Genomic DNA, 24,645 nt, shown 5'->3' on the forward strand with positions numbered 1-24,645 from the left:
CATCACTTCTCCTTAATCTTCGTTAATAAATCCATTCCCTAATACATCACGAACATCATGGACTACTACAAATGCGTTCTCATCAATTAGTTTGATCATACGTTTTGTTTTCGTCAACTGCAACTTATTAATAACACAATATAATACTTCTGTTTCTCTCTTACTATAATACCCTCGGCCATTTAAAATCGTAATCCCACGACCAATGTCCTCATCTAACATTCTAGCAATTGGATCAGGCTTTTGTGAAATAATAGTGATTGCTTTTTTCGGATTAACACCTTCAATGATTAAATCCATTGATTTTGTACCAATATATAAACTCAATACAGTCAGTAACGCTTTTTCAATTGGAATAACTGTAAGTGAAATGGCTACAACAATTAAATCAAAGAATAATAATGCATACGATGTGCTGACATCTAAATATTTGTGTGCAATACGTGCAAGAATGGTAGTCCCAGCTGTTGTTCCTCCCACAAGAACAATCATTCCAATCCCTACACCGACAAGGAAACCGCCAAAGATTGTACTTACTAATACTTCTTTCAAGTGGAGCTGCAATGGTTCAGTAATTTTTAAGAAAAATGATAATGCAATAATAGAAATAATCGTTAATGCCATTGAACGTTTTGATAAAAATTTATATCCAATGATTAATAGCACAAGGTTCATCAATAACGTTGTTATTGCTGGTGACCAACCAAAGCTATATAAGAAGATTAATGACATACCCGTTACGCCACCTTCACCTAAGTTAGCAGGTATAATAAATACATTAACTGCTAGTGAGAAGATGAGCGATCCTAACAATACAAAAAAGACTGATTTCCATGTTAATTTTAAATTTTTAAGAACGTTCATTGTATCCTCCTTTAAATATTAAAGTCGGTTGTAAGTGTATCGAACTTTACAACCTCTTTCAAGAAACATACAAAAAAAGAGCATCTTATTAAGCAAGATGCCCTTAATTGTATAGACTTAAACGTTATTATTTAAAGAATGGTTCTTGAATTTCTTTTAAAGTTTGCACAGATTTATCGAACTTCACTTGCTCCGCATCTGATAATGGAGTTTCGAACACTTTACTAATTCCGTTACGGTTAATTAACGCTGGTACCCCAATGTATACATCATCGTTACCATATTCACCATTTAATTTAGCTGAAACAGTTAATACTGAATGTTCATTACCTAAAATTGCTTTAGAAATACGTGTTAATCCCATAGCAACACCATAATATGTTGCACCTTTTGCTTTAATAATTTCATAAGCAGCATCACGTGTATTTACAAAGATATCATTCATTTTTTCTTCATCATTTTTAAGAATATCAGTTAATTTGATACCCGCAACATTCGCACTACTCCAGACTGGAAGTTCAGAGTCACCATGTTCACCAACGATATAGGCATGAACACTATCAGCTGCAACACCAATTTCTTGACTTAATAAGAATCTGAAACGTGCTGTATCTAAGATAGTACCTGAACCAATAACACGGTTTTCAGGTAAACCTGAGAACTTTTGAACTGCATAAGTTAATACGTCAACTGGGTTTGTAGCTACTAAGAAAATACCATCAAACCCTGAAGCCATAATTTCTTCAACGATTGATTTGAAGATAGTCATGTTTTTACCTACTAAGTCTAAGCGTGTTTCACCTGGTTTTTGAGCAGCTCCAGCACAGATAACGATTAAATCTGCATCAGAACAATCAGCGTAAGTACCATATTTAATGTTCATAGGACTTGGCGCATATACTACACCATGGTTTAAATCCATTGCATCACCAACTGCTTTTGCTTCATTTAAATCGATAATAATGAACTCATCACAAACACCTTGATTTAACATTGAAAAAGCATAGCTTGAACCTACAGCTCCGTTACCTACTAAAACAACTTTATTACCTCTAAATTTTTGCATTGTAATTACTCCTTTATTTTTAAATTGTAATGATATATGCTTTGTTAATTATTGCTGAAATTAAAGTACTAAGCTTAAAACGAAAGTCCAAATACAAACAAAGATTAATAACCCAACACTATATTTTAACGTCATGCTTAATAATTTAGATTCTTGGCCCACAGCCCCAACAGCTGCTGCTGCAATTGCGATAGATTGTGGAGAGATAAGTTTTGCCATAACCCCACCGGCTGTATTCGCTGCGACTAATAATGCTGGGTTTGTACCGATTGTACCTCCTGCAGTCGCTTGAATTGATGCGAATAATACATTGTTATTAACTACTGATCCTGTCATAAATACCCCTATCCAACCTAAGATAGGTGAAAGTAATGGGAAAATAGATCCTGTTTTTGCGATGGCTTGACCCATAGCTACTGTTAATCCACCATATGTTGTCAATTTAGCAATTGCTAAGATTGCACAAATAGTAATAACCGGAATCCATAATTCTTTAATTGTTAATCCTAATAAGCTAAACCCTTTACCCAGATTAATCTTTGGAGAAAGAATTATCGTTAGTAAAACAGACAATAAGATTGCTGTTCCTGTCGCACCTATTAAATCTAATTTAAGCATAACACCTTTTTGTAATGTTTCATTGAATGTACCCGGCATTTGGAATAATAAAATTGTTTTCTCTAATAGTCCTCCAGGTAGGAATAATGCTTTAAATGCTGGTAAGCTCCAAATTAATACAAAACCAGTTAATAAATAGAATGGGCTCCATGCTAATACGATTTCTTTAACTGAATGTCTTGAAAGTTTAACTTCTTCATTTGACAATCTGAAGATGTTTTTAGGTTGCCATTTACTACAGAAGATTGCTAATGCTGCCATTGCTAATAATGCTGGTAATAGTGCAGCTAATTCAGGACCCATGAATAATGTAATTACAGCTTGAGCTACTGTATAAACAACCCCTGAAATTAAAATAGCTGGTAATGTTTCTTTAATACCTTTCATACCATCTAATATAAATACTAATAAGAATGGGATGGCGATATTAATAATTGGTAAAGTGTATGCTGTCATTTGTGATACGTCCATTGCTGTAACGTCACCTTTTAAACCTAACGTATTGATAATTCCAACCGGAATACCAATTGCTCCGAAAGCACCAGAAGCCCCATTTGCGATTAAACAGAACATTGCAGCTTTCAAAGGTTCAAATCCTAATTGAACAAGTAAAACAGCACAAATTGCGATTGGTACACCAAATCCTGCTGCACCTTCCAGAAATGCGTTAAAACAATAACCGATTAGTAATAATTGGACACGTTGATCGGCAGATATGCCCGCAATTGAATCTTGGATGATTTGGAACTTTCCACTTTCAATCGATACTTTATAAAGCCATACTGCCATAATGATGATATAACCAATCGGGAATAAACCTTGTACAACTCCTTCAGTTACACCACCTGCTGCTACAGCGCCAGGTAATTTAAATACTAGGATTGCAATTAGTGCAGTTATCACTAATGTAATTAGTGCTGCGTTAATTCCTTTCATTTTTAAAACTGTCAAACAAAGTAGAAACAATATAATTGGAACAGCTGCTACGATTGCAGATAACGCTAAATTACTGAATGGGTCAAATGAATTTACGAACATTAACTTTCCTTCTCTCTTAATTTTCTAATTTAAGTAGGCATATTTATTAATGAAAATAAAGAAAACTGTATTAGTTAATCAATACAACTACTTGGTACAGATACAATAATACAACGTAATGTCAGCTGATGCAAGCATTTTTTGTGATTAATTTCACAAATATTTTATTTATCATATTTTCCTTTAAAAGTTTAAAGAAGTCCTTTGAAATGACGAACATTGATACAATACTTTCATTTTTTGCTTACCCTTTCGAAAATTAGGGTAAACTTATAACGATTTAATAAAAAAATTTATATATAATTTTCAAATATACTTTATCGGAGGATGCGTTAATGATAAACACAAAAAAATTAGGTACCACATTTTTAGCTACGGCCCTATCAACAACGTTATTAGCAGCAAGCGCAGATGCATCTGGATATTATTACTGGCATAAAGGCGATATGGATGATAGTACTGTACTTAATCAAAACTTTAAAAAAGCGATTCAAAAGAATAACTTTACGTATGATGGTGTTAACATTAATACTGAGTACAATATTTTTAAACGTGTTATGAAAAACAACGGCATCTACTATAAAAAAGTACGTAACGGTGTGTTCCAATCTCGTAACGCAACATTTATTTTTGGCTTAAAAAATAATAAACTATCGAATAATTCAAAGCTAAAAGGTATTTACTTCACATTTGATGATTATGCAATTTCATCAAGTAAAATTAAAAAAGTTTATGGCTCACCAGATAATATAAAACGAATTAAAAACGGCTTATCTTATAGTTATAATGTACATTACAGTATAAAAAATAAATTTGATTTCGTGAAATCAAACGGCAGCTATAAATTAACTGGATTTATGACGACAAAATAATACCAAAAAAGCAGGATTGGAAAAATTCCAATCCTGCTATTAATTTGCAAGTGACTTTTTATTCGATTTGAATGCACGTTTCAAGCGTCTTCTAAGATCTCTTAACAGTCTTTTCAAAAGAACCGTCTCCCTTATTTCGCTTTATTACATTCTCATTATAACAAGTCAATATTAATTCTATATGAAGATAATATTAATTCTTACCAGCTGAATAATCCAACGAAACCAGCAGATAATAATGAAACTAAAATACCTGCAAGTAACATCATTGGTACATATTTCGCGATAAAGTCAGAAGTCTTCATATCGACGATACCTTTAAGACATCCGATAATCATACCCACTGTTGAGAAGTTCGCAAATGAGATTAAGAATGTGACTAATACAGCTTTCATGTGTGGATCCATTTTTGGCAATCCTTTTTGAATATCAATCATAACAACGAATTCGTTTGTAATAATCTTTTTAGCCATATGTGCACCCACTTCGATTGCTTGGTTCCAAGGTAAACCTAAAAGCATAGCAAAAGGTGCCATAATCCAACCTAAAATTAAATCTAATTTTAAGTCTTTATTTATTAAACCTAATAACATGTCTACAAAGTGTGCTAATGATACGAATGCAATTAAGAATGCAATGATGATTAAGATTAATTTACCTGCACCTAAAACTGAATCTCCTAAGAATGAGAAGAACGGTTGACGATTTTCATTTTTGATTTCTACAACATAGTCTTCTTCTTTAGTTAATTTAACTGGATTTAAGATTGTTGCAATAATGATTGCGTTAATAATATTTAACGGAATAGCTGTAAGTACTAATTCACCCGGAACCATTGTTACATATGCTCCAACGATTGAACCTGAAATACAACTCATAGACATTAAAGCAATTGTTAATACACGTGCTGCGCTCATTTGACTTACCTGCGCTTTTGATACAGCCAATGCTTCTGTGTTACCTAATACCATCATTTCTACAGAGTAGAATGACTCAAATTTCGGTTGACCCGTAATTTTACCGATTAACCATCCAAACCATTTAATAATGAAAGGTAATACACCGATGTACATCAAAATATCGAATAATGGTACTACGAATAAAATTGGTAATAATGCTGAAACAGCCATATCCATTTTACCTGGACCTGGTGCTGTCCAACTTGCGAATGGCATTCCAATACCTACATAAGCAGCTTGTAACATCCAACTAAATGCGTCTGCTACAGCTTTAACAGCAGTACGTCCGTACGGGAACTGTGTAAAGAACCAAGCTAAGAATAAGTTGACAACTAACATAATAGCAACTGATTTCCAGTCGATATTTTTTCTATCACGCGAGAAGGCAAATGCAACTAAAATAAAGACAAAGATACCCAAAACATTAAGTAATAAATAAGTATTCATGATTTCCACCTTTTTAAATTTTTTATGTATTAGATTATATCATGATTAATTCGTTAGCAATACACTTTTTTTCATTTATTCACGAACATTTTTTCAACGACTTTAATAAACAACGTTCAAAAATCGAATATTCATCATTTTGTAAACGTTTTTATTTTCTCATTATCTGTATTTATTTTTTTAAATTTATTATTAAAACAACTTCCATTAAAAATTTCATTAAAAGATTGTTAATATCCTTTTACTATTAGGGTATTGTGTTAAAATGAAAGCATTGTAAAAACGAATCATAGGAGTTTTATATAATGAAAATTTTTAGCTCGAAAATTTTATTAGTAAGCTTTATTATACTTATCTTTTTCTCAGGAACAGTTGCTGCAGCTACTCCTTCAGAAATCGCTACACAGCAAGGCATGAATATTGCTCCTAAATATAATCCTAAAGGGACTATAGTTGTTTCAGAAAAAAATGGCCAAATTTTATATGGAGATAATGTAGATGTAAAATCTCCTCCTGCTTCTATGTCTAAATTAATGACGCTTTATTTATTAATGGAAGAAATGGATAAAGGAAAAATAACTTTTGATACCAAGGTTAAAGTGAACGAGAAATATTGGACAATCGCACGTTTACCTATGCTGAGTAACAATATCATCAGAAGAGGTTCTACATATAAAGTTTCAGATTTAATTCAACTAGCAGTCACACCATCTAGTAACTCTGCTACTTATATGTTAGTAAACTTAGTCGATAAAGATGACTCAGATTTCGTCGATCGAATGAATAAAAAAGCAAAAGAACTTGGAATGAAAAACACACGCTTCTTAAATCCAGTAGGTGCACCGAATAACATGCTACTACAATATAAGCCGAAACGTTATCAATCGGATGGAGACAATTTGACGTCTGCTCGTGATTTTGCAATATTGAGTCAACATTTAGTAAATGAGCATCCTGAAATATTGAAATTTACCAAAAAAGCATTTGTAACTGTTAAACCTGGGACAAAAGACGAAGAATCTTTCAATACATATAACCATTCTTTAGAAGGCGGAAAGTATCCTTTTAAAGGAACAGATGGTTTAAAAACAGGTTCGAGCGATACTGCTGGCTTCAATGTTACAGTAACTTCTAAACAAAAAAATATGCGAATTATTGCTGTTATTCTTGGCGTACAACATTGGTTAGACCCAGATGCTGAGTTTAATAGAAATAAAATGGCGAATGCGGTAATGCAAGATGCATTTAATCAATATGAATACAAGAAAGTGTTAACGAAGGGTGTTCATAAGTTTAACGGTAAAGAGTATTACATCCATAAGGATTTATATGATATTGTAAAAATCGATCAACCAGGTAAACTAATCTTAAAAGATGGTAATGTTCATTATGACTATGAGCGTACATTCGCATCAAATCAATATAAACCTGCAACTGTAAAGTACGAAGATTATCAACAATATAAACTGAAGAAGTTCTGGAACGATCATTATTTATCGATAATGACAGCCTTAATTTCTTCATTTTTATTGGGACTGGGCATTCTCATTTATTATTATTGGCCAAAAATTAAGAAGAACTAAGCGAATCGCTTAGTTCTTCTTTTTGAGTTCTTGTTGTAATAATCGAATGGGTCCATTATAAGCCATTTCATAAGCGAAGCTAGCAATCTCTTCTGGTGATTCTTGCATGTCTGTCCTTACCCACTGTTTGATAACACCAATTTGTGCACTTGAAATAAATGAGAAGTAATATTTAAATGGAACACCTTGAATATATTCTAAATCAATCAAGCGTTCAAAGTTTTCCTGTATAATTTTTCGAAACTTATATTCAAATGTTGTATTCAGGCTCGGATGCAACATTACTTTAAAGAAAAGTTTGTCTTCTTTTAAAATATACATTATTTTTTTAATGAACATTTCTTGGAAAAGGTTGTTCTCTTGGATAATTTTATTGATATCCATCGTCTGTTGTAATGTAATAATCCTTTCAATCATTTCATTTTCTATAACCTCAAGTAATTCATATTTATCAATGTAATGTAGATAAAATGTACCTCTATTAATATCCGCTTGTGCAGCAATATCATTCACAGTAATATTCTCGAATGGCCTTTCTAGCATTAATTCTAATACAGCGTTTCTAATACTTTTTTTTGTCTTTCTAATTCTTCTATCTTCCATAGCCTTCACTCCTTAGCGTTATTATTCTATATGTTTCTAATAGATACGATGATTATTTTTAGATTATTTGTTCTTTAACGAACATAATTATCTCTATTTGTTGATTAAATATCATATTGTTCTTTTTTGATTATTGTATCAAGTTATAAACTAATTATAATTAACAATATATTAATTAATCAACACATCGTTCATTAGGAGGACACAACATGGAAATTTTAAAAAATAAACTGTTATATCTCGTACCTATTATTGCACTATTGATTGTCGGATTGTTATCACTCGCATTTTCTCCTGCTTATAATCCTAAACCAAAAGAAATGCCAATTGCTATTGTAAATTTAGACGAAGGTATTAGCATCCAAAGTAAAACACAGAATATCGGTAAAACATTTATTGAAAAAATTCAAGCCAATAAAGACTTAAGAAAAAAAATAAAATTCATTAATGTGAAATCAGAAGATGATCTAGACGCAGGCTTTAAAGATTTAGATTATTACGGGGCTTTAATTATTCCAAAAACCTTTACAAGCGATGCAACGAGTGCCATGCGCAAAGAAATTCAAAGCGTGAAAAAAGCTGAAGGGGCACAAAAAGCGAAAGCTGCACAAGCTGAAATTCAACAACAAGTTTCTAGTGGTGCTATATCACTTATTCAAGCACAAACAATTACAAAACAAATGCAAGCGAAGCAAGAAAAAATGTTAGAAGCCAATAAAGATTTATTAAAACCAATCAAAATAAAACAAGCTGACTTAACAGTAAAGATTAACCAAGGTGCCTCTACTCAAGGCGCTAACATTACAGATGGTATTTTAACGAATATAACAACAAAAATGAATGAAACCATCGCAAAACAAGCTGTGATTCAATTAGATAAAGCAGATGTTAAAGTTTCTGCTAATACAATAGAAACTTTAATGCACCCTGTAAAAGTTAATCATACTGTCATAAATAAAATAAAAGATCATCAAGCGATGGGTAATGCACCAATGTTATTCTTTACACCGATATGGTTAGGATCATTACTTTCATCTGTATTATTATATTTCGCATTTAGAGGTTCAAATATTGTACCAAAACGTGAGCGTTTTATTGCTTCATTATTCCAAATCTTTGCCGCTTCAGTTACAGCACTTGTTAGTGGATTCGGTGGCGTGTGGTTTATCACTTCTGTATTAGCCTTCAACATGCCTGATACAATGAGTGTAAGTGTTTATATCAGTATCGCAATGTTTGGATTTATTATGCTGATTTTAGGATTAATGTCTTGGTTAGGTATGCCTGCATTACCGTTATTTATGATTGCATTATTCTTTAGTATGCAGTTATTAACATTGCCAAAGCAAATGCTACCTCAATTTTATCAAGATCATTTATTTGATTGGAACCCATTCAAAATATATGGTGACGGTATTAGACAACTTGTATATTTAGGACATAACTTAGAATTTAATATTCCCATGCGAATGTATTTAGGGTTTGGTATTTTCGGTGTGATTGCAATCATATTAGCTGCTATCATTCGTCCACATAAAGGTAAAAAAGCATAATTGAAAGATGCGACTCCAGATTGAGGAGTTGCGTCTTTTTTTGTGCTACTATTTTGTTAGAGGTGAGTCTTTGAATTCATATTTATTGCTAGTGATATCTAGCGTTTATTTATTATTAGGATTGTATCGCTATAATCGACCGAATGTATTGATGTTGTGGTTGAGTTACTTACCAACGTTATTACATGAATTTGGACACGCATTGATGTGCCAGTTAACAGGTGGAAAAGTGAGTGATATCGTTATTGTAACAAGAATAGATGAGCGACGTGCAAAGGGTCATAATGGTTTTGCTGTTTCTCAAACCGTCTCTGGATGGAATCGTTTCGCAACTTTTGCTGCAGGTTACTTATTTCCGCCACTCTTTTTGATTATCGGTGTTCTTTGTTTATCGAAGACATGGCAAATCGGATTTTGGATTTTATTAGGACTCGTGTTTCTATATTATTTCGTGAAAACTTCTCGAAAAGCATTTCCATTCTTAGTGTTGTTATTAATTGCCGGTGGATACTACTTGTTATATCAATATCCCGATGTTGTTTCATTGTGGACGATTGGGGATCTGGCGATTTATATAGTGTTAGGCATTTTATTAGCTGACACGATTCTCACAAGTTATACGATTACGGTTATTTATTTCCAAGGTAATGGCACGTGGGACGGTGCTATGTTAAGTCGATTAACAAAGTTGCCAGTATTTTTTTACTATTTATTGTTTATGTTTGTGCAACTTGGCAGCTGTTGGTATGTGGTGAAGGTGTTGATATTAGGATGATGATTATTTGTCACTCTCCTCTTTTGAGGTGTGACAATTTCTCGGGTTTTGTCACTCTCCTCTTTTGGCGTGTGACAATTTCTCGAATTTCGTCACTCTTCTCTTTTGACGTGTGACAATTTCTCAGGTTTCGTCACTCTCCTCTTTTGACGTGTGACAATTTCTCAGGTTTCGTCACTCTCCTCTTTTGACGTGTGACAATTTCTCAGGTTTCGTCACTCTCCTCTTTTGGCGTGTGACAACTATTTCAAACCTTTATAATACTTTTCAAAATAGTAATATCTATCATCACTTTTATTAAAATATTTCTCTAAAACGCGTTTTGTTAGATTTCTATGCGCTCTACCTATCCAATGGTTTGATTCACATAACGTTATTGGTCTATTCAATAACGTTTCCAATTCTATTAAATTCTCTCTTACTAAATCTACTTTGCTCGTTGTTTTTAAACACCCTTTACATGTAATTGTTTTCGCCTTACTTCTATCAAGCTCTATCTCCACCCCACAACTTGTGCATTGCACTCCGCCTTTCACTTCTTCAAAGTTAAAGTTCGGTCTTCTGTCATGCAACCTTATGGGTCTATGAATTTTCTTGAAATATCTTGCCATGTCATATTCCAGTTGTCCTGCTGATGCGCATGCTCCAACTGTTTTCATCAAACGACCGATATCGTAATACTTAACCATGCCGTTCACATTTTGATTAATCGAGAAACTTTTATTAATAAACACCATCTTACTTTCAACCTTATGACGAGTTCCCATCCATTCAATCAAATACATTAGCGTTTCATCCATTACCTCAAACTGTCCTTCAGGGTTCTTTAAACTAAAGCCTGCTTTTCTCCAAGTCATCCCTTCATGCACGTATGCACCGTAATAATTCTTTACATCAAACGCGAATAGCTTTTCTCCGGTTAATATCAAACGATCAACTTCAAACACTTGTCCTTCGAATTCCAAACATATATTAAACAGCTGAATATACTTGTCTTCTACAGGAAATTCTTTTAAAAATTGCAGTTCACCTAAATAACCATAATAACTTCTGTAATAATCTTCACTATATTCGTACTGAAACAATCGACGTTTCAATATATCTTCTAACACTACCATGCGTGGTGGTTGAATCATGTCTGTCCTCCGAAGTTTGATACTCTTTTTATATCAAAATATTGTAAATCATATGTTACAATCATCTAAATTTTCCCTAAAAAAAAACACATCACTAAATTGTGAAGTGTTTTAAATATTTGATACGTATTAGCTGCGCTAAGACAGTACACACTAATATAATTAACATAAACGGCACTGCTGATGTTTCTCCCATCAAACCAACCAAAGGTGATAACAATCCACCCACTAAAAATTGCATTAATCCTAATATTGATGATGCACTACCTGCACCCTGTTTCTGTACTTGCATGGCAATAGAAAACCCTGTTGTTCCTATCATACTTACTGGCGTGATCAGTAAAAAGAAGCTTATCCACAAACACCACATTGGTAAATGCAAGATTAATACTAAACAAGTCGCAATCATACCTACGAACTGAATCGATTGACCTAATTTCAATATATCTACTTCACTCATATTATCAACTAATTTCGCAGTCAATTGACTGAATAGTATCAATCCTATACCGTTAAATGCAAAAAGATAACTGAATTCCTGAGCGTTCATATCATATATTTTCTGGGTAATAAATGGCGACCCTGAAATATAACTAAATAGTACCCCATAGGTTAATGATTGTAATATAAGTACAGTAACAAATTGTTTATTTGTCAGCAACATTCTAAAATCATGTATTACAGACTTCAAAGCTCCTTCATGGCGATCTTCTTTTGGTAAACTCTCCTTCAACGTAAAGGACAACACGAACATCATCACGCCATATATCGCTAATATAATAAACACCATTTGCCACGTTGAAATACTTAAAATGACGCCACCTATGACCGGAGCGAGTACTGGTGCTAATCCATTTACTAGCATTAAAACTGCCATAAACTTAGTTAAATCTTTCCCTTTGTATAAGTCGCTTGAAATCGCGCGTGATAATACCGAACCTGCACCACCCGAGAATCCTTGAATAAAACGAAAAGCTACCAACATCTCAATGCTCGTACTGACAGCAGCTAATAATGATGATAAAGCATACACGAGCAACACAATTGCTAACGGTTTCTTACGACCTGTTATATCACTCAATGGTCCAACAAATATTTGACCTACTGCGAGACCAATCATACATGCCGTTAGACTGAGCTGGGCGTTAGAAGCTGTTGTATGCAGTTCATCCGCTACACTCGGTAACGCAGGTAAATACATATCAAGCGATAATGGTCCGAATGCTGCCAGTAAACCAAGTACAATGACTAATGAAAATCTATTATTCTTATTCTGCTCTATATATCCCACCAATAGCCCCTCCACAATAAATAATAACTAGTATACAATAATTTACAATGCATATCACTTGTTTAACTCCATTACTCAAGGGAAAATATAACTATACTATAAATCAGAAAGAGGGATATTTATGACTGAATCAATTAATAATGTAAAAAAAGATTTATATATTAATGGTGAATGGGTTCAACCAAGTGATTATAAAGAACTTATTAACCCTGCTACAAACCAAGTTATTGCTGATATCGCTCAAGCGACTGAACAACACGTTGAAGATGCTATTCAAGCCGCATACAATGCATTCAAGCCATGGAAAGCATTAGAATTAAAAGAACGTACAGCATATTTACACAAAATTGCAGACTTATTAGAAGAAAATGCTGACCGTTTAGCTGAAATTATGACAATTGAACAAGGTAAGCCTTTGAAAGAGTCTCGTCTTGAAGTATTGAGTGGCGCTGAAAGTTTTAGATGGAATGCTGAAGAAGCACGTCGATTGTATGGTGAAACAATTCCGGCTCCTAACGACCATAAATATGAAATCGTTTATGAACCAATCGGAGTCGTCGGCGCGATTACACCTTGGAACTTCCCTTCAGGTATGATTACACGTAAGATTGCACCCGCACTAGCCGCAGGTAACACTGTTATACTTAAGCCGTCAGGTGATACACCACTCTCAGCATTAGCAATTTTTGAATTATTTGAGCAAGCAGGACTGCCTAAAGGAGTTGCCAATATCATCATGGGTAGTTCAAAAGAAATCGGTGAAGCTTTTACTTCATCTAAACTAGTGAAAAAAATAACTTTCACGGGTTCAACACCCATCGGTAAAGCTTTATATGCTCAATCAGCTGATACATTAAAGAAAATCTCCCTTGAACTTGGCGGTCACGCTCCATTTATAGTTCATGAAGATGCTGACGTAACAGCTGCAGTTGAAGGTTTAATGGCAGCAAAATTCCGAAACAACGGTCAAGTATGTATTGCACCTAACAGAATCTTTGTACATGAATCAGTCAAAGCAGATTTCTTATCACAACTGACTGAAAAAGTAGAAGCTCTTAAAGTGGGTAATGGATTAGAAGAAAATACAAACGTAGGTCCTTTAATTCGTGAAGATGCGATTGATAAAATTAAAAAGCAAATTGTCAATGCTACCGATAAAGGAGCAACACTCGTTACAGGTGGGCACCGCTTAAAGGGTGAAGAATACGATAAAGGATTTTTCTTCCAGCCTACGATTTTAGATCATGTAAATATGACAATGGATATTTTCTATGAAGAAACATTTGGTCCTGTGATACCTATCATAACTTTTACATCATTAGATGAAGCCATTGAAATGGCCAATGATAGTGAATATGGTCTTGCAAGTTATGCCTATGCCAAGGATGGTTCAGCTATCAATAAACTTGGCCGTTCACTTGAATATGGTATGGTAGGTATTAATTCTGTAGCAATATCTAATCCAGAGACACCATTTGGTGGTGTAAAACAATCTGGCTTCGGCAGAGAGAATTCTCACTTAGGTATAAAAGAATATGTCACTGCTAAATTTGTTAATACAAAGTTTGAATAATATATTTAAAGAGCTGTCACTGACGGCTCTTTTTTATGTGCTGTCAATTTAACAATATAATTTATTATGTTTACAATCCTCTCTATTTCCACTATACTAATAAAGTTAGCTTTACTAACTATTAAGAAAGAGTGAATAATAATGACTGAATCCGCCCAGCTTTTTGATTATATTGTGAATATTCGCAGACAGTATTTAGACCTAATGAATAAAAAACTATCCACCTTTCAACTTTCATCTGCCCAGTGGTTAGTCCTAAAGATTATCGTGCAGCATGCTCCTGATAGCATTACCCTTGTCGAAATATCTAAATTACGTCATATTGAAAAACCTACTGCGACAAAACTCATTCAATATCTCCTGGAACATCAATTTATTGAAACACATCCTGGTACTGACAAACGAAAAAAAAAGTTATTACCTACTCCTAAAGGTATCACAACATATCAAGAAGTTATGAATATGGTTCATGATACGCAAGACTCACTTACTACATCAATTTCAAACGACACAATTAAACAAATCAATAGTGACCTCGCAAAGTTATACAATAATTTACTAACTCTAAAAGAAAAGGAAGATTAATTTGGAACAAGACAAACTATGGACCAAACGCTTTATTATGGTCTCTTTAATTAATTTTATTATTATGTTATCAATGTTTTTATTACTGGTTACAATCAGCACATTTGCTGTAGAGGAATATCATGTTTCTACTAGTACAGCAGGACTCGTTTCTGGAATATTTATCGTAGGAAGTTTATTCGGAAGATTTTGGGCAGGAAAAAATATAGATTTCCTAGGTCAAAAGAAGATACTCGTTATTGGAACTGTTATATTTGCCATCACAACAGCCTTATATTTTGCTGCATTAAATCTCCCAATATTACTTGCAGTACGTTTCTTTAATGGCATGGGGTGTGGTATCGCTTCAACTGCCACAGGAACAATTGCCGCATATATTACACCAATGAAACGCCGCGGAGAAGGTATAAGTTACTTTAGTATGAGCGCTGTAATGGCCACCGCCGTTGGACCATTCTTAGGTATGTTTTTATTACAATTTATTACGTTTCGCCAATTATTTATTTTTTGTTTAGTTTTGGCTATTGCAGCATGCTGTATGTTACCAATGATTACTGTATCCCACACATTCCGTAAATCGAAATCAGAAGCACCAAAAGGAATTCGTATTACGGATTACATCGACTTAAATGCTGTACCCATCGGAATAGTAGTATTACTATGTTGTGGAGCATATTCAAGTGTATTAAGCTTTATCTCATTCTTTACAAAAGAAAACGACTTAGTCACAGCAGGTAGTTTCTTCTTCTTAGTATATGCAATAATCGTATTATTATCTCGACCAATCACTGGTAAATTGATGGATAATAAAGGGGCAAATACTGTAATGTTTCCTGCACTTATTAGCTTTGTATTAGGATTATTCACTTTAAGTATGACACACAATGCAATTACTTTATTATTAAGTGCAGTTTTCTTAGGATTTGGTTATGGAAATTTCCAATCTATCGCACAAGCAATTGCTGTTAAAGTTACTGATCACGAAAAAATGGGACTTGCAACTAGTACCTATTTTATCTTCTTAGACTTTGCATTAGGATTTGGTCCATATATCCTTGGATTATTCATTCCGACACTTGGTATGCATGGGTTATATCGTGCAATGAGTGTTGTAGTAATTATCGGCTTAATAGCATATATCTTTCTACATGGTAAAAAAGCACATTTATACGATTAAAAACTGCCAATTCGGCGGTTTTTATTTTGCTTTTATAGTTTTTTTATTGCAAAATAGAAAGTACGTAAAAATTATATGGATGTGAAAAATTTGAACATATTTTTAACAGGTGCTACTGGCTTTGTTGGGGCACAACTCATCAATAACTTGCTTGAAAACAAATCAAACGAACTTTATATTTTATACCGCGATGAATATCGTAAAAGCAAACTGATCACAGAAGACAATCAAGACAAGCTACACTTCATAAAAGGTGACATCACCTTACCTGACTTCGGTGTAGATGCTGAAACATTAGCACAACTACCTACAATGGATTACTTCTACCATCTTGCTGCACTCGTTAAGTTTGATGAAGAACTAAGAGAAGATTTATTCAAGATAAACTACGAAGGAACGAAGCATGCATTGGACTTTGCTGAAAAAATTAACTCAAATCATTTTCTTTATGTTTCTACAGCCTATACAGTCGGTGTAAATGAAGATGCAAAAGAAGTATTACATGACATTAATGTTAAAACGAACAATCCTTACGAGGAAAGTAAAGTAAAAGCAGAATACTTAGTTGCGGCATCAACTATGAAAACATCAATCTTACGCCCAGCTATCATCATTGGTGATTCAGTTACTGGTGAAGCTGACTCCAAATTTACGATGTACGGTTTTATGAAAGCATTAAAAGTATTCAAACGTAAGATGGACCGTAATCCTGAAAGCGAAAATATTACGTACCGATTATTTATTGATAACAACTGTACTTCTAACCTTGTTCCTGTAGATTATGTGGTACGTGTGCTGACACGCGCAATTCCACATGCCGAAGATAAGAAAATTTATCATATTACAAATAATGAACCACCTGAAAACTTAGATATTCTAGCAATTATTAAAAAATACTTAAATTTCAAACAACTTACTGTTGCACCAACTAGTGCACAAAGTTCTATGAATGATCAAGAAGCCATCTTGAATGGCTACATTGATGTCTTTGAACCATACTTTAAAAAATCGGTGGTGTTTGATGAAACAAACACTAAAGCGATGCTTTCAAAAACAGGTGAAGATACTTTAAAACTAACACCTCATCAACTTGATCATATTATACAAGTATTCTTTAAATCATAAAAAGAGATTTGGCCAATAAGCCAAATCTCTTTTTAATTTATATCGTTTTCTTTTTCGCATAGTTTTGATAATATTCTTTGAAAGTAATGAACACTTTCTTTTTCTCATCATATAATTTATAACGAATTGATTCTAAACTTGTTTTTAACGTAATAGTCGTTGCATGCTGTAATGGTGGTGTTTCTTCATGTGCTTTTTCTAAATAATAGTTTGGAATTCTAGGGCTTAAGTGATGCACATGATGGAATCCGATATTACCTGTTAGCCATTGTAATAATTTCGGTAACTTATAATATGAACTACCCTCAACCGCCGCTTTAACATAATCCCACTCTGAATTTTCTTCGAAGTATGATTCTTCAAACGTATGTTGAATATAGAACATCCAAATCCCTAACATCCCTCCGACAAATAATATCGGAATAAATACTGCCGCAAACATACCTAAACCAAAGAAGTAAATGATTGCACCATAAACGACAACAATCGCTAAATTGTGTAACCAAGTATTCATACGTTCCTTTTGTCTTGCATCTTTACGATTGAATCGATTCGAAATAAATAATAAGTAAATCGGTCCTAATACAAACATCACAAATGGATTACGATATAAACGATAAGTGATTTGAGTCTTCTTATCGGCTGCTTCATATTCTTCAATCGTCATCATCCAAATGTCACCGACACCTTTTTTATCTAAATTACCACTCGTTGCATGATGAATATTATGCTCTCTTCTCCATTGTTGATATGGAAACAACGTTAAAAATCCTGTGAAATTCCCTAGACGGTCATTCCACTTCTTATTCTTAAAGAAAGAGCCATGACAACAATCGTGAAAAATAATAAAACTTCTCACTAAGAAGAATGCACCGACCACACCTAAAGCAATAGAAATAAACGGTGTGATTTTGTACGCTAACATCCCCAATACAATACACAAAATATACGGTACGAGTGTATTAAAGATTTGTATGATACTAATCTGAAGTTCAGACTTCTCGTAAGGCTTGATTGCTTTTCTTAACATTAACTTTTTATCCCTTTCCATAGGTCACCTCTTAATAAAATAATAATGAAGCCAGTATTCCCTAATCAGTTACAAAAAGTATTTACTCTCCTATTATAAACGTTTAATTCAAATAATAAAACATAAAAAATAGTACCTAGTCCTAAAATCAGACCAAATACTATTTCACTATTATTTAAAACACCTCGGAAGTTATATAATCAATATACATATAAATTTATTGCTATACTAATATAGAAATATTTTTATCCTCCAATGTAATTCATATTAATTTTCTTTTTCTTTCGATTCTTCACTGTTTCTTCCGTTCGTTCATCAGAATATCGGTCAATTCTATTGTTCCATAAATTTGTTAACTGTTCTTCTAAAGCTTCATCACTCACGCCGCTACGCATAAACGTCTTGATATCATAACCATCAGTCGCAAATAGGCAACCAAATATTTTACCATCAGAACTTAAACGCGAACGTGTGCAACTTGAACAAAATGATTCAGACACACTCGTTATGAATCCTAACTTTGCACCATTATCATGTGTATAGTATTTGGCAACTTCACCGAAATATTCAGGTGATTCTGGTAAAATATCAAACTTTTCCGAAATAATTTCAATCATTTCTTTTTTTGAAATAACTTTATCAAAGTTCCATCCGTTATCATTACCAACATCCATAAATTCAATAAAGCGTAATGTTATCATTTTATCTTTAAAATATTGAACCATCGGAATCATTTGATTATCATTCAACCCTTTTTGAATGACCATATTCATTTTTACTTCTAGACCAACTGACACGGCATAATCGATTTGTTCTAAAATTTGTGTTGCTTTAATACCACGTCCATTAATCTCTTCAAAGGATTCATCTAATGCATCTAGCGACACATTAATTCGGCGTAATCCCGCATCATATAATGCTTGTCCATGCTTTTTTAATAACAATCCGTTCGTTGTCAGTCCTATATCTTCAATACCTTCGATTCTATTAAGTTCAGCAATTAAATCAGGTAAGTCACGGCGTAATAATGGTTCCCCACCAGTAATACGAATCTTTTTCACTCCAAGTTTGGCATATGCTTTTGACAATCGAACAAGTTCTTCGAAGGACAGTAATTGATCTTTCGGTAAGAAAACATAGTCATCACCAAATATTTCTTTTGGCATACAATATGTACATCTAAAGTTACAACGATCCGTTACTGAAATTCTAAGGTCACGGATTGGGCGTCCTAATTTATCTGTTATATGTCCCATAATATCCACTCCTTATATTTAAGACACGATTCAAATCTTCTTTAGTATTTATATTTTCATGCCAAAATGGCGTACTATTAATGCGATTAATATGAATTAATGTCGTATTTTCTTCTGTTAAAGCTTTTAATGCAAGATTGCCTGAATCGAGTGACTGTTTTACAAGCGGTATTAAATGATATCGATAAACTGCTATTGTACGATGTATTTGTTTATTATCACGGTAAACAATTGCATCATTCTTAGCATGTATCCCAGCCATTTTAATTAAATAACGTATCGCAACCGGTGTGATGAAGGGTGTATCAACTGAAATCACACAATAATCTTCATTTGGTACTGCATGCATGACAGCATAGATTCCAGACAACGGACCACATTCTTTGTAAGATACCTCATCAACAATCACTTCAATTTTTAAACCGCGTAATTGAATGTCGTCTATGAAGTATTGTGATAACATTTTATTTGAGCTGAGTAAAATACGTTCTATACCACTCTCAATCATTGCATGATAAATATGTTCATAAAACGGTTTATCATCCAAAGGATAAAATGATTTATGACTACCAAAGCGTGACGACTTACCTCCTGCTAAAATAACTCCAATCATTTAACCACCACTAACTGGAGGAATAAGTGCTACAACATCTGTGTTGTGAATGGTTTCATCATCTTTAACAAACTCTTCATTCACTGCAATTTGATACGATTCTCCTTGAATGTTCGGGTATGTTTTCCCTAAATGCGATTTCAATTCAGCAACAGTTATCGGTTCACTGAACATAAACTCATCTTGAGAACGATTTACCTTTGATTTAATATGTGCAAAATATAATATTTTCATATTTATCACCCTTTGTAATTTGGATGGTAGCCACGTTGTCCACCAATCCATTCCTCTCCGTCTTCCCATATTTCTTTCTTCCAAATTGGAACGACTTCTTTTATTCTTTCAATAGCGTATTCGTTAGCGGCATAACTATCTTTACGATGTGGGCTCGACACACAAATCACGACTGCGATTTCAGAAACTTGTAAATTTCCGATACGATGCGCAATACTCACGATTGTCCCTGGCCATTTATCGTTAATTTCATCACCAATTTGCTTAAGCTTCTTTTCTGCCATTGGAATATATGCTTCATACTCTAAATACTCCGTTTTAACCCCTTGCGTCCATTCACGGACAATACCTGTGAACACACAAACTGCACCTTGATGCGGTGTCACAGTCATTTTTCGGTAATGCTCAACATCTATTGGCATTGTTACAATTTCAAATTGTTTCACGTGTATCATCCACCCATTTGTTTATAAAAGTTTCTAATTTTTTATTGCTTTCTTTAATATCCATCGATGTATCCAGCATGTATTGAACATTGCTTAACTGCGATAAACCTTTTTCATCATCAACATTATTAAATAACACTATTTTATCATATTTTGCTTGTTTATATCCTTCGATGAGTATAATATCTGGGTTTGTCGTGACTTCGTGTTGGATGATGTATTCTAAATTTTCTAATGTATTTACATCTTCTTTTTGGATAAGTTTGTGTAAATATTGATAACCTTGAACAATACTTTCATCTGCTCCACTTTCAACATAAGTTATATGATCACGTGATTGTGGTATATCGATTTCTTGACCACTTTTATCTCCGTGATGTTTGATTACTGCTATATGAAAACCTTGACTCTTTAATAGTTTAATCAACGTGTTCATTGTCGTTGTCTTGCCACTTTTCTTATAGCCAACAACTTGCAAAATACTTACCATGGCACACCATTACCTGTTGATAAACGGTTGATTAATACATCAACTGTATCACCTGTAACGAACCCTCTTGATCCGCCAGGTAACACTATCATACTATTACTTGTTGCAATTGCAACCACTGCGTTACTTTTATTAAAACCACTCGGTTTAACGGTCATCGTTTTGAAATCTAAATCTGAACGAATGAAACGAGTGAAAGGATTTGCTTTTGTAAAGTCCTCAGATAAAGTCGCTTTTACAAACGTAGGATAAACTTCAGTTTCACCCATCAACTTGTGAATCACTGGACGCGTATATAATTCAAATCCTGTGTAACATGCACTTGGATTACCCGATAAACCAAACAAAAATTTATCATCACTTACAGCAACAGTCGTCACACTACCAGGGCGCATTGCAATCTTATTGAACAATACTTCTGCTTTTAAATCTTTATATATTTGCGGCATATAATCAAAGTCTCCAACACTGACGCCACCCGTTGTAATGACAATATCATGTTGTTGTATTGCCTCTTCTACCACTTTGAATAGAACATCATAGTCATCTGCTTTGACATGATAACTATTCACTTCAATATGCATATCTTTACAAAGCCCCATAATCATTGGGCCATTTGAGTTTCTAATCTTTCCTGGTACAAGCTTTTCTTTAATATCCACGAGTTCACTACCCGTAGCAATAATCGCTACACTAGGTTTTTGATAAACTTTAACTGTTGCATATGAGAATGTTGCAAGTACAGCAATCACACCTGCATTGATGACTGTACCACGCTGAATCACAACATCACCACGCTTGCATTCTTCACCTTGGAATGAAATATTCTCGCCTTGAGTAAATGTTTTTCTTAACGTAAAACCATCATCTGTTGCCACAGTTTGTTCAAGCATTACAACGCTGTCCGCTCCATTTGGGATTTTGGCACCCGTCATAATGCGCACCGCTTCATTACCTTTTATTGCTTTCTCACTTACAGTACCGGCACCAATGTGATCGATCACTTTAAAGGCAATGCGTTTTTCCCCACTTGCTCCGTCACTTGCTTCACTACGAATCGCAAAGCCGTCATACGGAGACTTATTAAACATTGGAATATCATACGTTGCGATAATATCTTCAGCAAGTACATAGTTTAAGCTATCTAAATAATTAATATCGATGATTTCTTTTTGTCGTGTGTTCTGAATACACTTTTCCATTGCTTCACTGACAGGTATCGGTGTTCTTTTCTCTAACATAGTATCCTCCTGCTTTAAAAATATAGTATTATATATATAAGTATATAGGAAAGGAAGTAATTCCATGAACGAATTGACTCACTTTAATGACCAAGGCCGCGCGAAAATGGTTGATGTCTCAGATAAACAGATTTCTACACGTATTGCTGTTGCTAAAAGTTCAATTAAAGTAAATGAAATTATTCGCGACCAAATTATAAATCATAAAAATAAGAAAGGTGACGTCCTAGGCGTTGCTCAAGTTGCAGGTATCATGGCTGCAAAAAATACAGCGCAAATTATCCCGATGTGTCATCCACTCAACTTAAGTGGTATTGATATCGCATTTGAATGGGATACAACAGACGGCTATGAAATTTTAATCACGTGCACTGTTAAAACAACCGGTCAAACTGGTGTTGAAATGGAAGCTTTAACGGGTGCGAGTGCAACAGCACTTACCATTTATGATATGACAAAGGCTGTTGATAAAAGAATGATTATAGGTCCAACTTATTTAGCATCTAAATCTGGTGGTAAAAATGGTGACTTCAAACGTTAATTATTTATTAAGCTCATGCACAATATGATGAATTTGTTGTGTAATGAGCTTTTTCATTGCTAAATTAACAGCACCTACTGAACCTGGAATTGAGAAAATTACTGTATTGTCTTTCGTACCACATAATGCACGAGATAAAATTGCACGTGCTCCAACATCCTCTGTATAACTTAAAAATCTAAAAATCTCACCAAAACCTTCCATTTCTTTGTCAATCACTGATTTTACAACCTCGATTGTTACATCTCTCTTAGCAACACCTGTACCACCAGTCGTAATAATTACATCAACTTTATCGTGTAATAAATACTGAATTGCTTTGCGTATATCGGCTTGATCGTCTTTTACGATTGAATAATGTGCTTTGTCAACCGAAATTCCGATGTCCTCTAAATGTTGAATGGCAGCTTTGCCGCCTTTATCTGTATCAAAGTCACGTGTGTCACTGACTGTAATCACACCTACTTTTAATGCTTTGCGCTCGATGTTATCATGTTCATTACTCATATAAATCCTCCTAGCCAAATAATTGATGATATATTTTTTTTGCTTCATTGACTGTCTTCACTTCATGAATTAATAATCTTCCACCCTTAAACCATATCATAGGGTGCCCCGAAAAATTAAATCTTATGAAATAAGGATTAATTGCATATCTCATATTATGACTTTCTAAATGATTGATTAATTCTTCTTCAGTGAAATTAAGCGTTGAAAATTGAACAGTATCTCGTCCACAAAGCATTGTTTCACTTTGTTTAAATGATAGATTCGGGAATGTTTTACTGTCACCACAAGTGGTACAGTTTGTATTAAACATCTTAGAAATCTTTAATGCGGTATGATCCATTTGCCACACATCCCCAAAAACTAACTTCGCGTCAAATGGTGTCTTACTTAATATTTTCATACAGTACATCATTTGATAACTGGTTGCTAAATTCACCGCTGGCTCTATAATCCCCACTGTATCACATGTTCGATTCATCACTGGAAGTATCCCCATCACGCAATTAAAACAAGGAGAGACACCGGGTATAAACGGACAAGCAACATATGTAGACTCTACACAAGCACCGTAGATCCAAGGGATATTATATTTGTAACAAAAATCATTTATTACAAGGCGGGTTTCAAAGTTATCTGTCGCATCTAATAAACAATCACATTGCAAAAACGCCGCTTCAAGAAGCGACGTATCACAATGTGCGATATATGTTTCAATTTCCAAATCACTGCGGATAGCTTTGAGTTCGCGCTCGCAAGCAACGACTTTTGGCGTGCTACTTTCTGCATCCACTTCTTTAAACAGTGATTGACGTTGTAAATTTGAAACTTCAACATAGTCACGATCGACGATAACAATCTTTTTTACGCCACTTCTTGCAATAGATTCTGCTAGATGTGTTCCTAATGCACCACATCCTACAATCCCAACCGTTGCGTTTTCTATTAATGACTGGCCTTTGTCACCAATCCCATAAAATTTAATTTGTCTATCGTATCTCATCATGACTATACCTCAGTTC

The 24,645-nt window shown here is 34.0% G+C and carries 25 protein-coding genes; 9 read left to right on the top strand and 16 right to left on the bottom strand.

Going from position 1 to position 24,645, the window contains the following annotated elements:
- Positions 1 to 12: 12 nt before the first annotated feature.
- From ACMGE9_RS05495 to ACMGE9_RS05505, 3 genes are all read right to left on the bottom strand, one after another.
- Positions 13 to 864: a YitT family protein gene (locus tag ACMGE9_RS05495; RefSeq protein ID WP_414044234.1), complete on the bottom strand. Its 852-nt coding sequence runs from the start codon at positions 862 to 864 to the stop codon at positions 13 to 15.
- Positions 865 to 991: 127 nt separating this feature from the next.
- Positions 992 to 1,930 carry an L-lactate dehydrogenase gene (locus ACMGE9_RS05500; protein ID WP_414044235.1) on the bottom strand — a complete coding sequence of 313 codons (939 nt, stop codon included), beginning with the start codon at positions 1,928 to 1,930 and terminating at the stop codon, positions 992 to 994.
- Between the two features lie 60 nt (positions 1,931 to 1,990).
- Positions 1,991 to 3,586: an L-lactate permease gene (locus ACMGE9_RS05505; RefSeq protein ID WP_414044236.1), complete on the bottom strand. Its 1,596-nt coding sequence runs from the start codon at positions 3,584 to 3,586 to the stop codon at positions 1,991 to 1,993.
- A 335-nt stretch (positions 3,587 to 3,921) separates the two neighbouring features.
- Here ACMGE9_RS05505 and ACMGE9_RS05510 point away from each other — a divergent pair, with 335 nt between their 5' ends.
- Positions 3,922 to 4,458, top strand: a complete 537-nt coding sequence (locus ACMGE9_RS05510) for a hypothetical protein (RefSeq protein ID WP_414044237.1) — start codon at positions 3,922 to 3,924, stop codon at positions 4,456 to 4,458.
- Positions 4,459 to 4,658: 200 nt separating this feature from the next.
- On the opposite strand, the gene ACMGE9_RS05515 is transcribed toward ACMGE9_RS05510, so the two are convergent.
- Entirely contained in the window at positions 4,659 to 5,864 is a 1,206-nt protein-coding gene (locus ACMGE9_RS05515; protein WP_414044238.1) for a NupC/NupG family nucleoside CNT transporter, read from the bottom strand.
- A 305-nt stretch (positions 5,865 to 6,169) separates the two neighbouring features.
- Here ACMGE9_RS05515 and ACMGE9_RS05520 point away from each other — a divergent pair, with 305 nt between their 5' ends.
- Positions 6,170 to 7,447 carry a DUF1958 domain-containing protein gene (locus tag ACMGE9_RS05520; RefSeq protein WP_414044239.1) on the top strand — a complete coding sequence of 426 codons (1,278 nt, stop codon included), beginning with the start codon at positions 6,170 to 6,172 and terminating at the stop codon, positions 7,445 to 7,447.
- A 9-nt stretch (positions 7,448 to 7,456) separates the two neighbouring features.
- Here ACMGE9_RS05520 and ACMGE9_RS05525 read toward each other — a convergent pair whose 3' ends face one another.
- Positions 7,457 to 8,050 (bottom strand): TetR/AcrR family transcriptional regulator, encoded by a 594-nt coding sequence (locus ACMGE9_RS05525; protein ID WP_414044240.1) that lies wholly within the window; start codon positions 8,048 to 8,050, stop codon positions 7,457 to 7,459.
- A 209-nt stretch (positions 8,051 to 8,259) separates the two neighbouring features.
- Between ACMGE9_RS05525 and ACMGE9_RS05530 the strand changes: the two genes are divergently transcribed.
- Both ACMGE9_RS05530 and ACMGE9_RS05535 read left to right on the top strand, forming a co-directional pair.
- Positions 8,260 to 9,603 (top strand): YhgE/Pip domain-containing protein, encoded by a 1,344-nt coding sequence (locus ACMGE9_RS05530; RefSeq protein WP_414044241.1) that lies wholly within the window; start codon positions 8,260 to 8,262, stop codon positions 9,601 to 9,603.
- 70 nt (positions 9,604 to 9,673) lie between these two features.
- Positions 9,674 to 10,378, top strand: coding sequence for a M50 family metallopeptidase (locus tag ACMGE9_RS05535; protein ID WP_414044242.1), 705 nt, complete (start codon positions 9,674 to 9,676; stop codon positions 10,376 to 10,378).
- Between the two features lie 242 nt (positions 10,379 to 10,620).
- On the opposite strand, the gene ACMGE9_RS05540 is transcribed toward ACMGE9_RS05535, so the two are convergent.
- The gene (locus tag ACMGE9_RS05540; protein WP_414044243.1) at positions 10,621 to 11,514 is read right to left on the bottom strand and encodes a nuclease-related domain-containing protein; all 894 of its coding nucleotides are present in this window, start codon (positions 11,512 to 11,514) and stop codon (positions 10,621 to 10,623) included.
- 94 nt (positions 11,515 to 11,608) lie between these two features.
- Positions 11,609 to 12,805, bottom strand: a complete 1,197-nt coding sequence (locus ACMGE9_RS05545) for a multidrug effflux MFS transporter (RefSeq protein ID WP_414044244.1) — start codon at positions 12,803 to 12,805, stop codon at positions 11,609 to 11,611.
- A gap of 121 nt (positions 12,806 to 12,926) precedes the next feature.
- On the opposite strand from ACMGE9_RS05545, the gene ACMGE9_RS05550 reads away from it, so the two are divergent.
- From ACMGE9_RS05550 to ACMGE9_RS05565, 4 genes are all read left to right on the top strand, one after another.
- Entirely contained in the window at positions 12,927 to 14,378 is a 1,452-nt protein-coding gene (locus tag ACMGE9_RS05550) for an NAD-dependent succinate-semialdehyde dehydrogenase (RefSeq protein WP_414044245.1), read from the top strand.
- Positions 14,379 to 14,519: 141 nt separating this feature from the next.
- Entirely contained in the window at positions 14,520 to 14,963 is a 444-nt protein-coding gene (locus ACMGE9_RS05555) for a MarR family winged helix-turn-helix transcriptional regulator (RefSeq protein ID WP_414044246.1), read from the top strand.
- A gap of 1 nt (position 14,964) precedes the next feature.
- Entirely contained in the window at positions 14,965 to 16,140 is a 1,176-nt protein-coding gene (locus tag ACMGE9_RS05560; RefSeq protein ID WP_414044247.1) for an MFS transporter, read from the top strand.
- 81 nt (positions 16,141 to 16,221) lie between these two features.
- A complete protein-coding gene (locus ACMGE9_RS05565) occupies positions 16,222 to 17,265 on the top strand; it encodes an SDR family oxidoreductase (RefSeq protein ID WP_414044448.1) in 1,044 nt (347 codons plus the stop codon).
- A gap of 37 nt (positions 17,266 to 17,302) precedes the next feature.
- Here the strand turns inward: ACMGE9_RS05565 and ACMGE9_RS05570 are convergent, their stop codons facing one another.
- From ACMGE9_RS05570 to glp, 7 genes are all read right to left on the bottom strand, one after another.
- Entirely contained in the window at positions 17,303 to 18,316 is a 1,014-nt protein-coding gene (locus ACMGE9_RS05570) for a fatty acid desaturase (RefSeq protein WP_414044248.1), read from the bottom strand.
- Between the two features lie 224 nt (positions 18,317 to 18,540).
- Positions 18,541 to 19,554, bottom strand: coding sequence for a GTP 3',8-cyclase MoaA (moaA, locus tag ACMGE9_RS05575; RefSeq protein ID WP_414044449.1), 1,014 nt, complete (start codon positions 19,552 to 19,554; stop codon positions 18,541 to 18,543).
- Complete coding sequence (locus tag ACMGE9_RS05580; RefSeq protein WP_414044249.1) at positions 19,532 to 20,164, bottom strand: molybdenum cofactor guanylyltransferase; 633 nt, start codon at positions 20,162 to 20,164, stop codon at positions 19,532 to 19,534. Before ACMGE9_RS05580 ends, moaA begins: the two co-directional genes overlap by 23 nt.
- Positions 20,165 to 20,398: a molybdopterin converting factor subunit 1 gene (gene moaD / locus ACMGE9_RS05585; protein WP_414044250.1), complete on the bottom strand. Its 234-nt coding sequence runs from the start codon at positions 20,396 to 20,398 to the stop codon at positions 20,165 to 20,167.
- A 5-nt stretch (positions 20,399 to 20,403) separates the two neighbouring features.
- Positions 20,404 to 20,844 carry a molybdenum cofactor biosynthesis protein MoaE gene (locus ACMGE9_RS05590; protein ID WP_414044251.1) on the bottom strand — a complete coding sequence of 147 codons (441 nt, stop codon included), beginning with the start codon at positions 20,842 to 20,844 and terminating at the stop codon, positions 20,404 to 20,406.
- On the bottom strand, positions 20,831 to 21,334 hold the full coding sequence (gene mobB / locus ACMGE9_RS05595; protein WP_414044252.1) for a molybdopterin-guanine dinucleotide biosynthesis protein B: 504 nt from the start codon (positions 21,332 to 21,334) through the stop codon (positions 20,831 to 20,833). The genes ACMGE9_RS05590 and mobB overlap by 14 nt, the downstream gene beginning before the upstream one ends.
- On the bottom strand, positions 21,328 to 22,575 hold the full coding sequence (gene glp, locus ACMGE9_RS05600; protein WP_414044253.1) for a gephyrin-like molybdotransferase Glp: 1,248 nt from the start codon (positions 22,573 to 22,575) through the stop codon (positions 21,328 to 21,330). The genes mobB and glp overlap by 7 nt, the downstream gene beginning before the upstream one ends.
- Before the next feature lie 64 nt (positions 22,576 to 22,639).
- On the opposite strand from glp, the gene moaC reads away from it, so the two are divergent.
- Entirely contained in the window at positions 22,640 to 23,116 is a 477-nt protein-coding gene (moaC, locus tag ACMGE9_RS05605) for a cyclic pyranopterin monophosphate synthase MoaC (protein ID WP_414044254.1), read from the top strand.
- On the opposite strand, the gene ACMGE9_RS05610 is transcribed toward moaC, so the two are convergent.
- Positions 23,117 to 23,623 carry a MogA/MoaB family molybdenum cofactor biosynthesis protein gene (locus tag ACMGE9_RS05610; protein WP_414044255.1) on the bottom strand — a complete coding sequence of 169 codons (507 nt, stop codon included), beginning with the start codon at positions 23,621 to 23,623 and terminating at the stop codon, positions 23,117 to 23,119.
- Between the two features lie 10 nt (positions 23,624 to 23,633).
- Positions 23,634 to 24,635: a ThiF family adenylyltransferase gene (locus ACMGE9_RS05615; protein ID WP_414044450.1), complete on the bottom strand. Its 1,002-nt coding sequence runs from the start codon at positions 24,633 to 24,635 to the stop codon at positions 23,634 to 23,636.
- Positions 24,636 to 24,645: the final 10 nt, after the last annotated feature.

This window comes from Macrococcus animalis (genome assembly GCF_047425875.1).
GTDB classification, from domain to species: domain Bacteria; phylum Bacillota; class Bacilli; order Staphylococcales; family Staphylococcaceae; genus Macrococcoides; species Macrococcoides animalis.

Coding starts and splice junctions, on each gene's coding strand:
- ACMGE9_RS05495 (WP_414044234.1), bottom strand. CDS start 864: ATGAACGTTCTTAAAAATTTAAAATTAACATGGAAATCAGTCTTTTTT.
- ACMGE9_RS05500 (WP_414044235.1), bottom strand. CDS start 1,930: ATGCAAAAATTTAGAGGTAATAAAGTTGTTTTAGTAGGTAACGGAGCT.
- ACMGE9_RS05505 (WP_414044236.1), bottom strand. CDS start 3,586: ATGTTCGTAAATTCATTTGACCCATTCAGTAATTTAGCGTTATCTGCA.
- ACMGE9_RS05510 (WP_414044237.1), top strand. CDS start 3,922: ATGATAAACACAAAAAAATTAGGTACCACATTTTTAGCTACGGCCCTA.
- ACMGE9_RS05515 (WP_414044238.1), bottom strand. CDS start 5,864: ATGAATACTTATTTATTACTTAATGTTTTGGGTATCTTTGTCTTTATT.
- ACMGE9_RS05520 (WP_414044239.1), top strand. CDS start 6,170: ATGAAAATTTTTAGCTCGAAAATTTTATTAGTAAGCTTTATTATACTT.
- ACMGE9_RS05525 (WP_414044240.1), bottom strand. CDS start 8,050: ATGGAAGATAGAAGAATTAGAAAGACAAAAAAAAGTATTAGAAACGCT.
- ACMGE9_RS05530 (WP_414044241.1), top strand. CDS start 8,260: ATGGAAATTTTAAAAAATAAACTGTTATATCTCGTACCTATTATTGCA.
- ACMGE9_RS05540 (WP_414044243.1), bottom strand. CDS start 11,514: ATGATTCAACCACCACGCATGGTAGTGTTAGAAGATATATTGAAACGT.
- ACMGE9_RS05550 (WP_414044245.1), top strand. CDS start 12,927: ATGACTGAATCAATTAATAATGTAAAAAAAGATTTATATATTAATGGT.
- ACMGE9_RS05555 (WP_414044246.1), top strand. CDS start 14,520: ATGACTGAATCCGCCCAGCTTTTTGATTATATTGTGAATATTCGCAGA.
- ACMGE9_RS05570 (WP_414044248.1), bottom strand. CDS start 18,316: ATGGAAAGGGATAAAAAGTTAATGTTAAGAAAAGCAATCAAGCCTTAC.
- ACMGE9_RS05580 (WP_414044249.1), bottom strand. CDS start 20,164: ATGATTGGAGTTATTTTAGCAGGAGGTAAGTCGTCACGCTTTGGTAGT.
- moaD (WP_414044250.1), bottom strand. CDS start 20,398: ATGAAAATATTATATTTTGCACATATTAAATCAAAGGTAAATCGTTCT.
- mobB (WP_414044252.1), bottom strand. CDS start 21,334: ATGGTAAGTATTTTGCAAGTTGTTGGCTATAAGAAAAGTGGCAAGACA.
- glp (WP_414044253.1), bottom strand. CDS start 22,575: ATGTTAGAGAAAAGAACACCGATACCTGTCAGTGAAGCAATGGAAAAG.
- moaC (WP_414044254.1), top strand. CDS start 22,640: ATGAACGAATTGACTCACTTTAATGACCAAGGCCGCGCGAAAATGGTT.
- ACMGE9_RS05610 (WP_414044255.1), bottom strand. CDS start 23,623: ATGAGTAATGAACATGATAACATCGAGCGCAAAGCATTAAAAGTAGGT.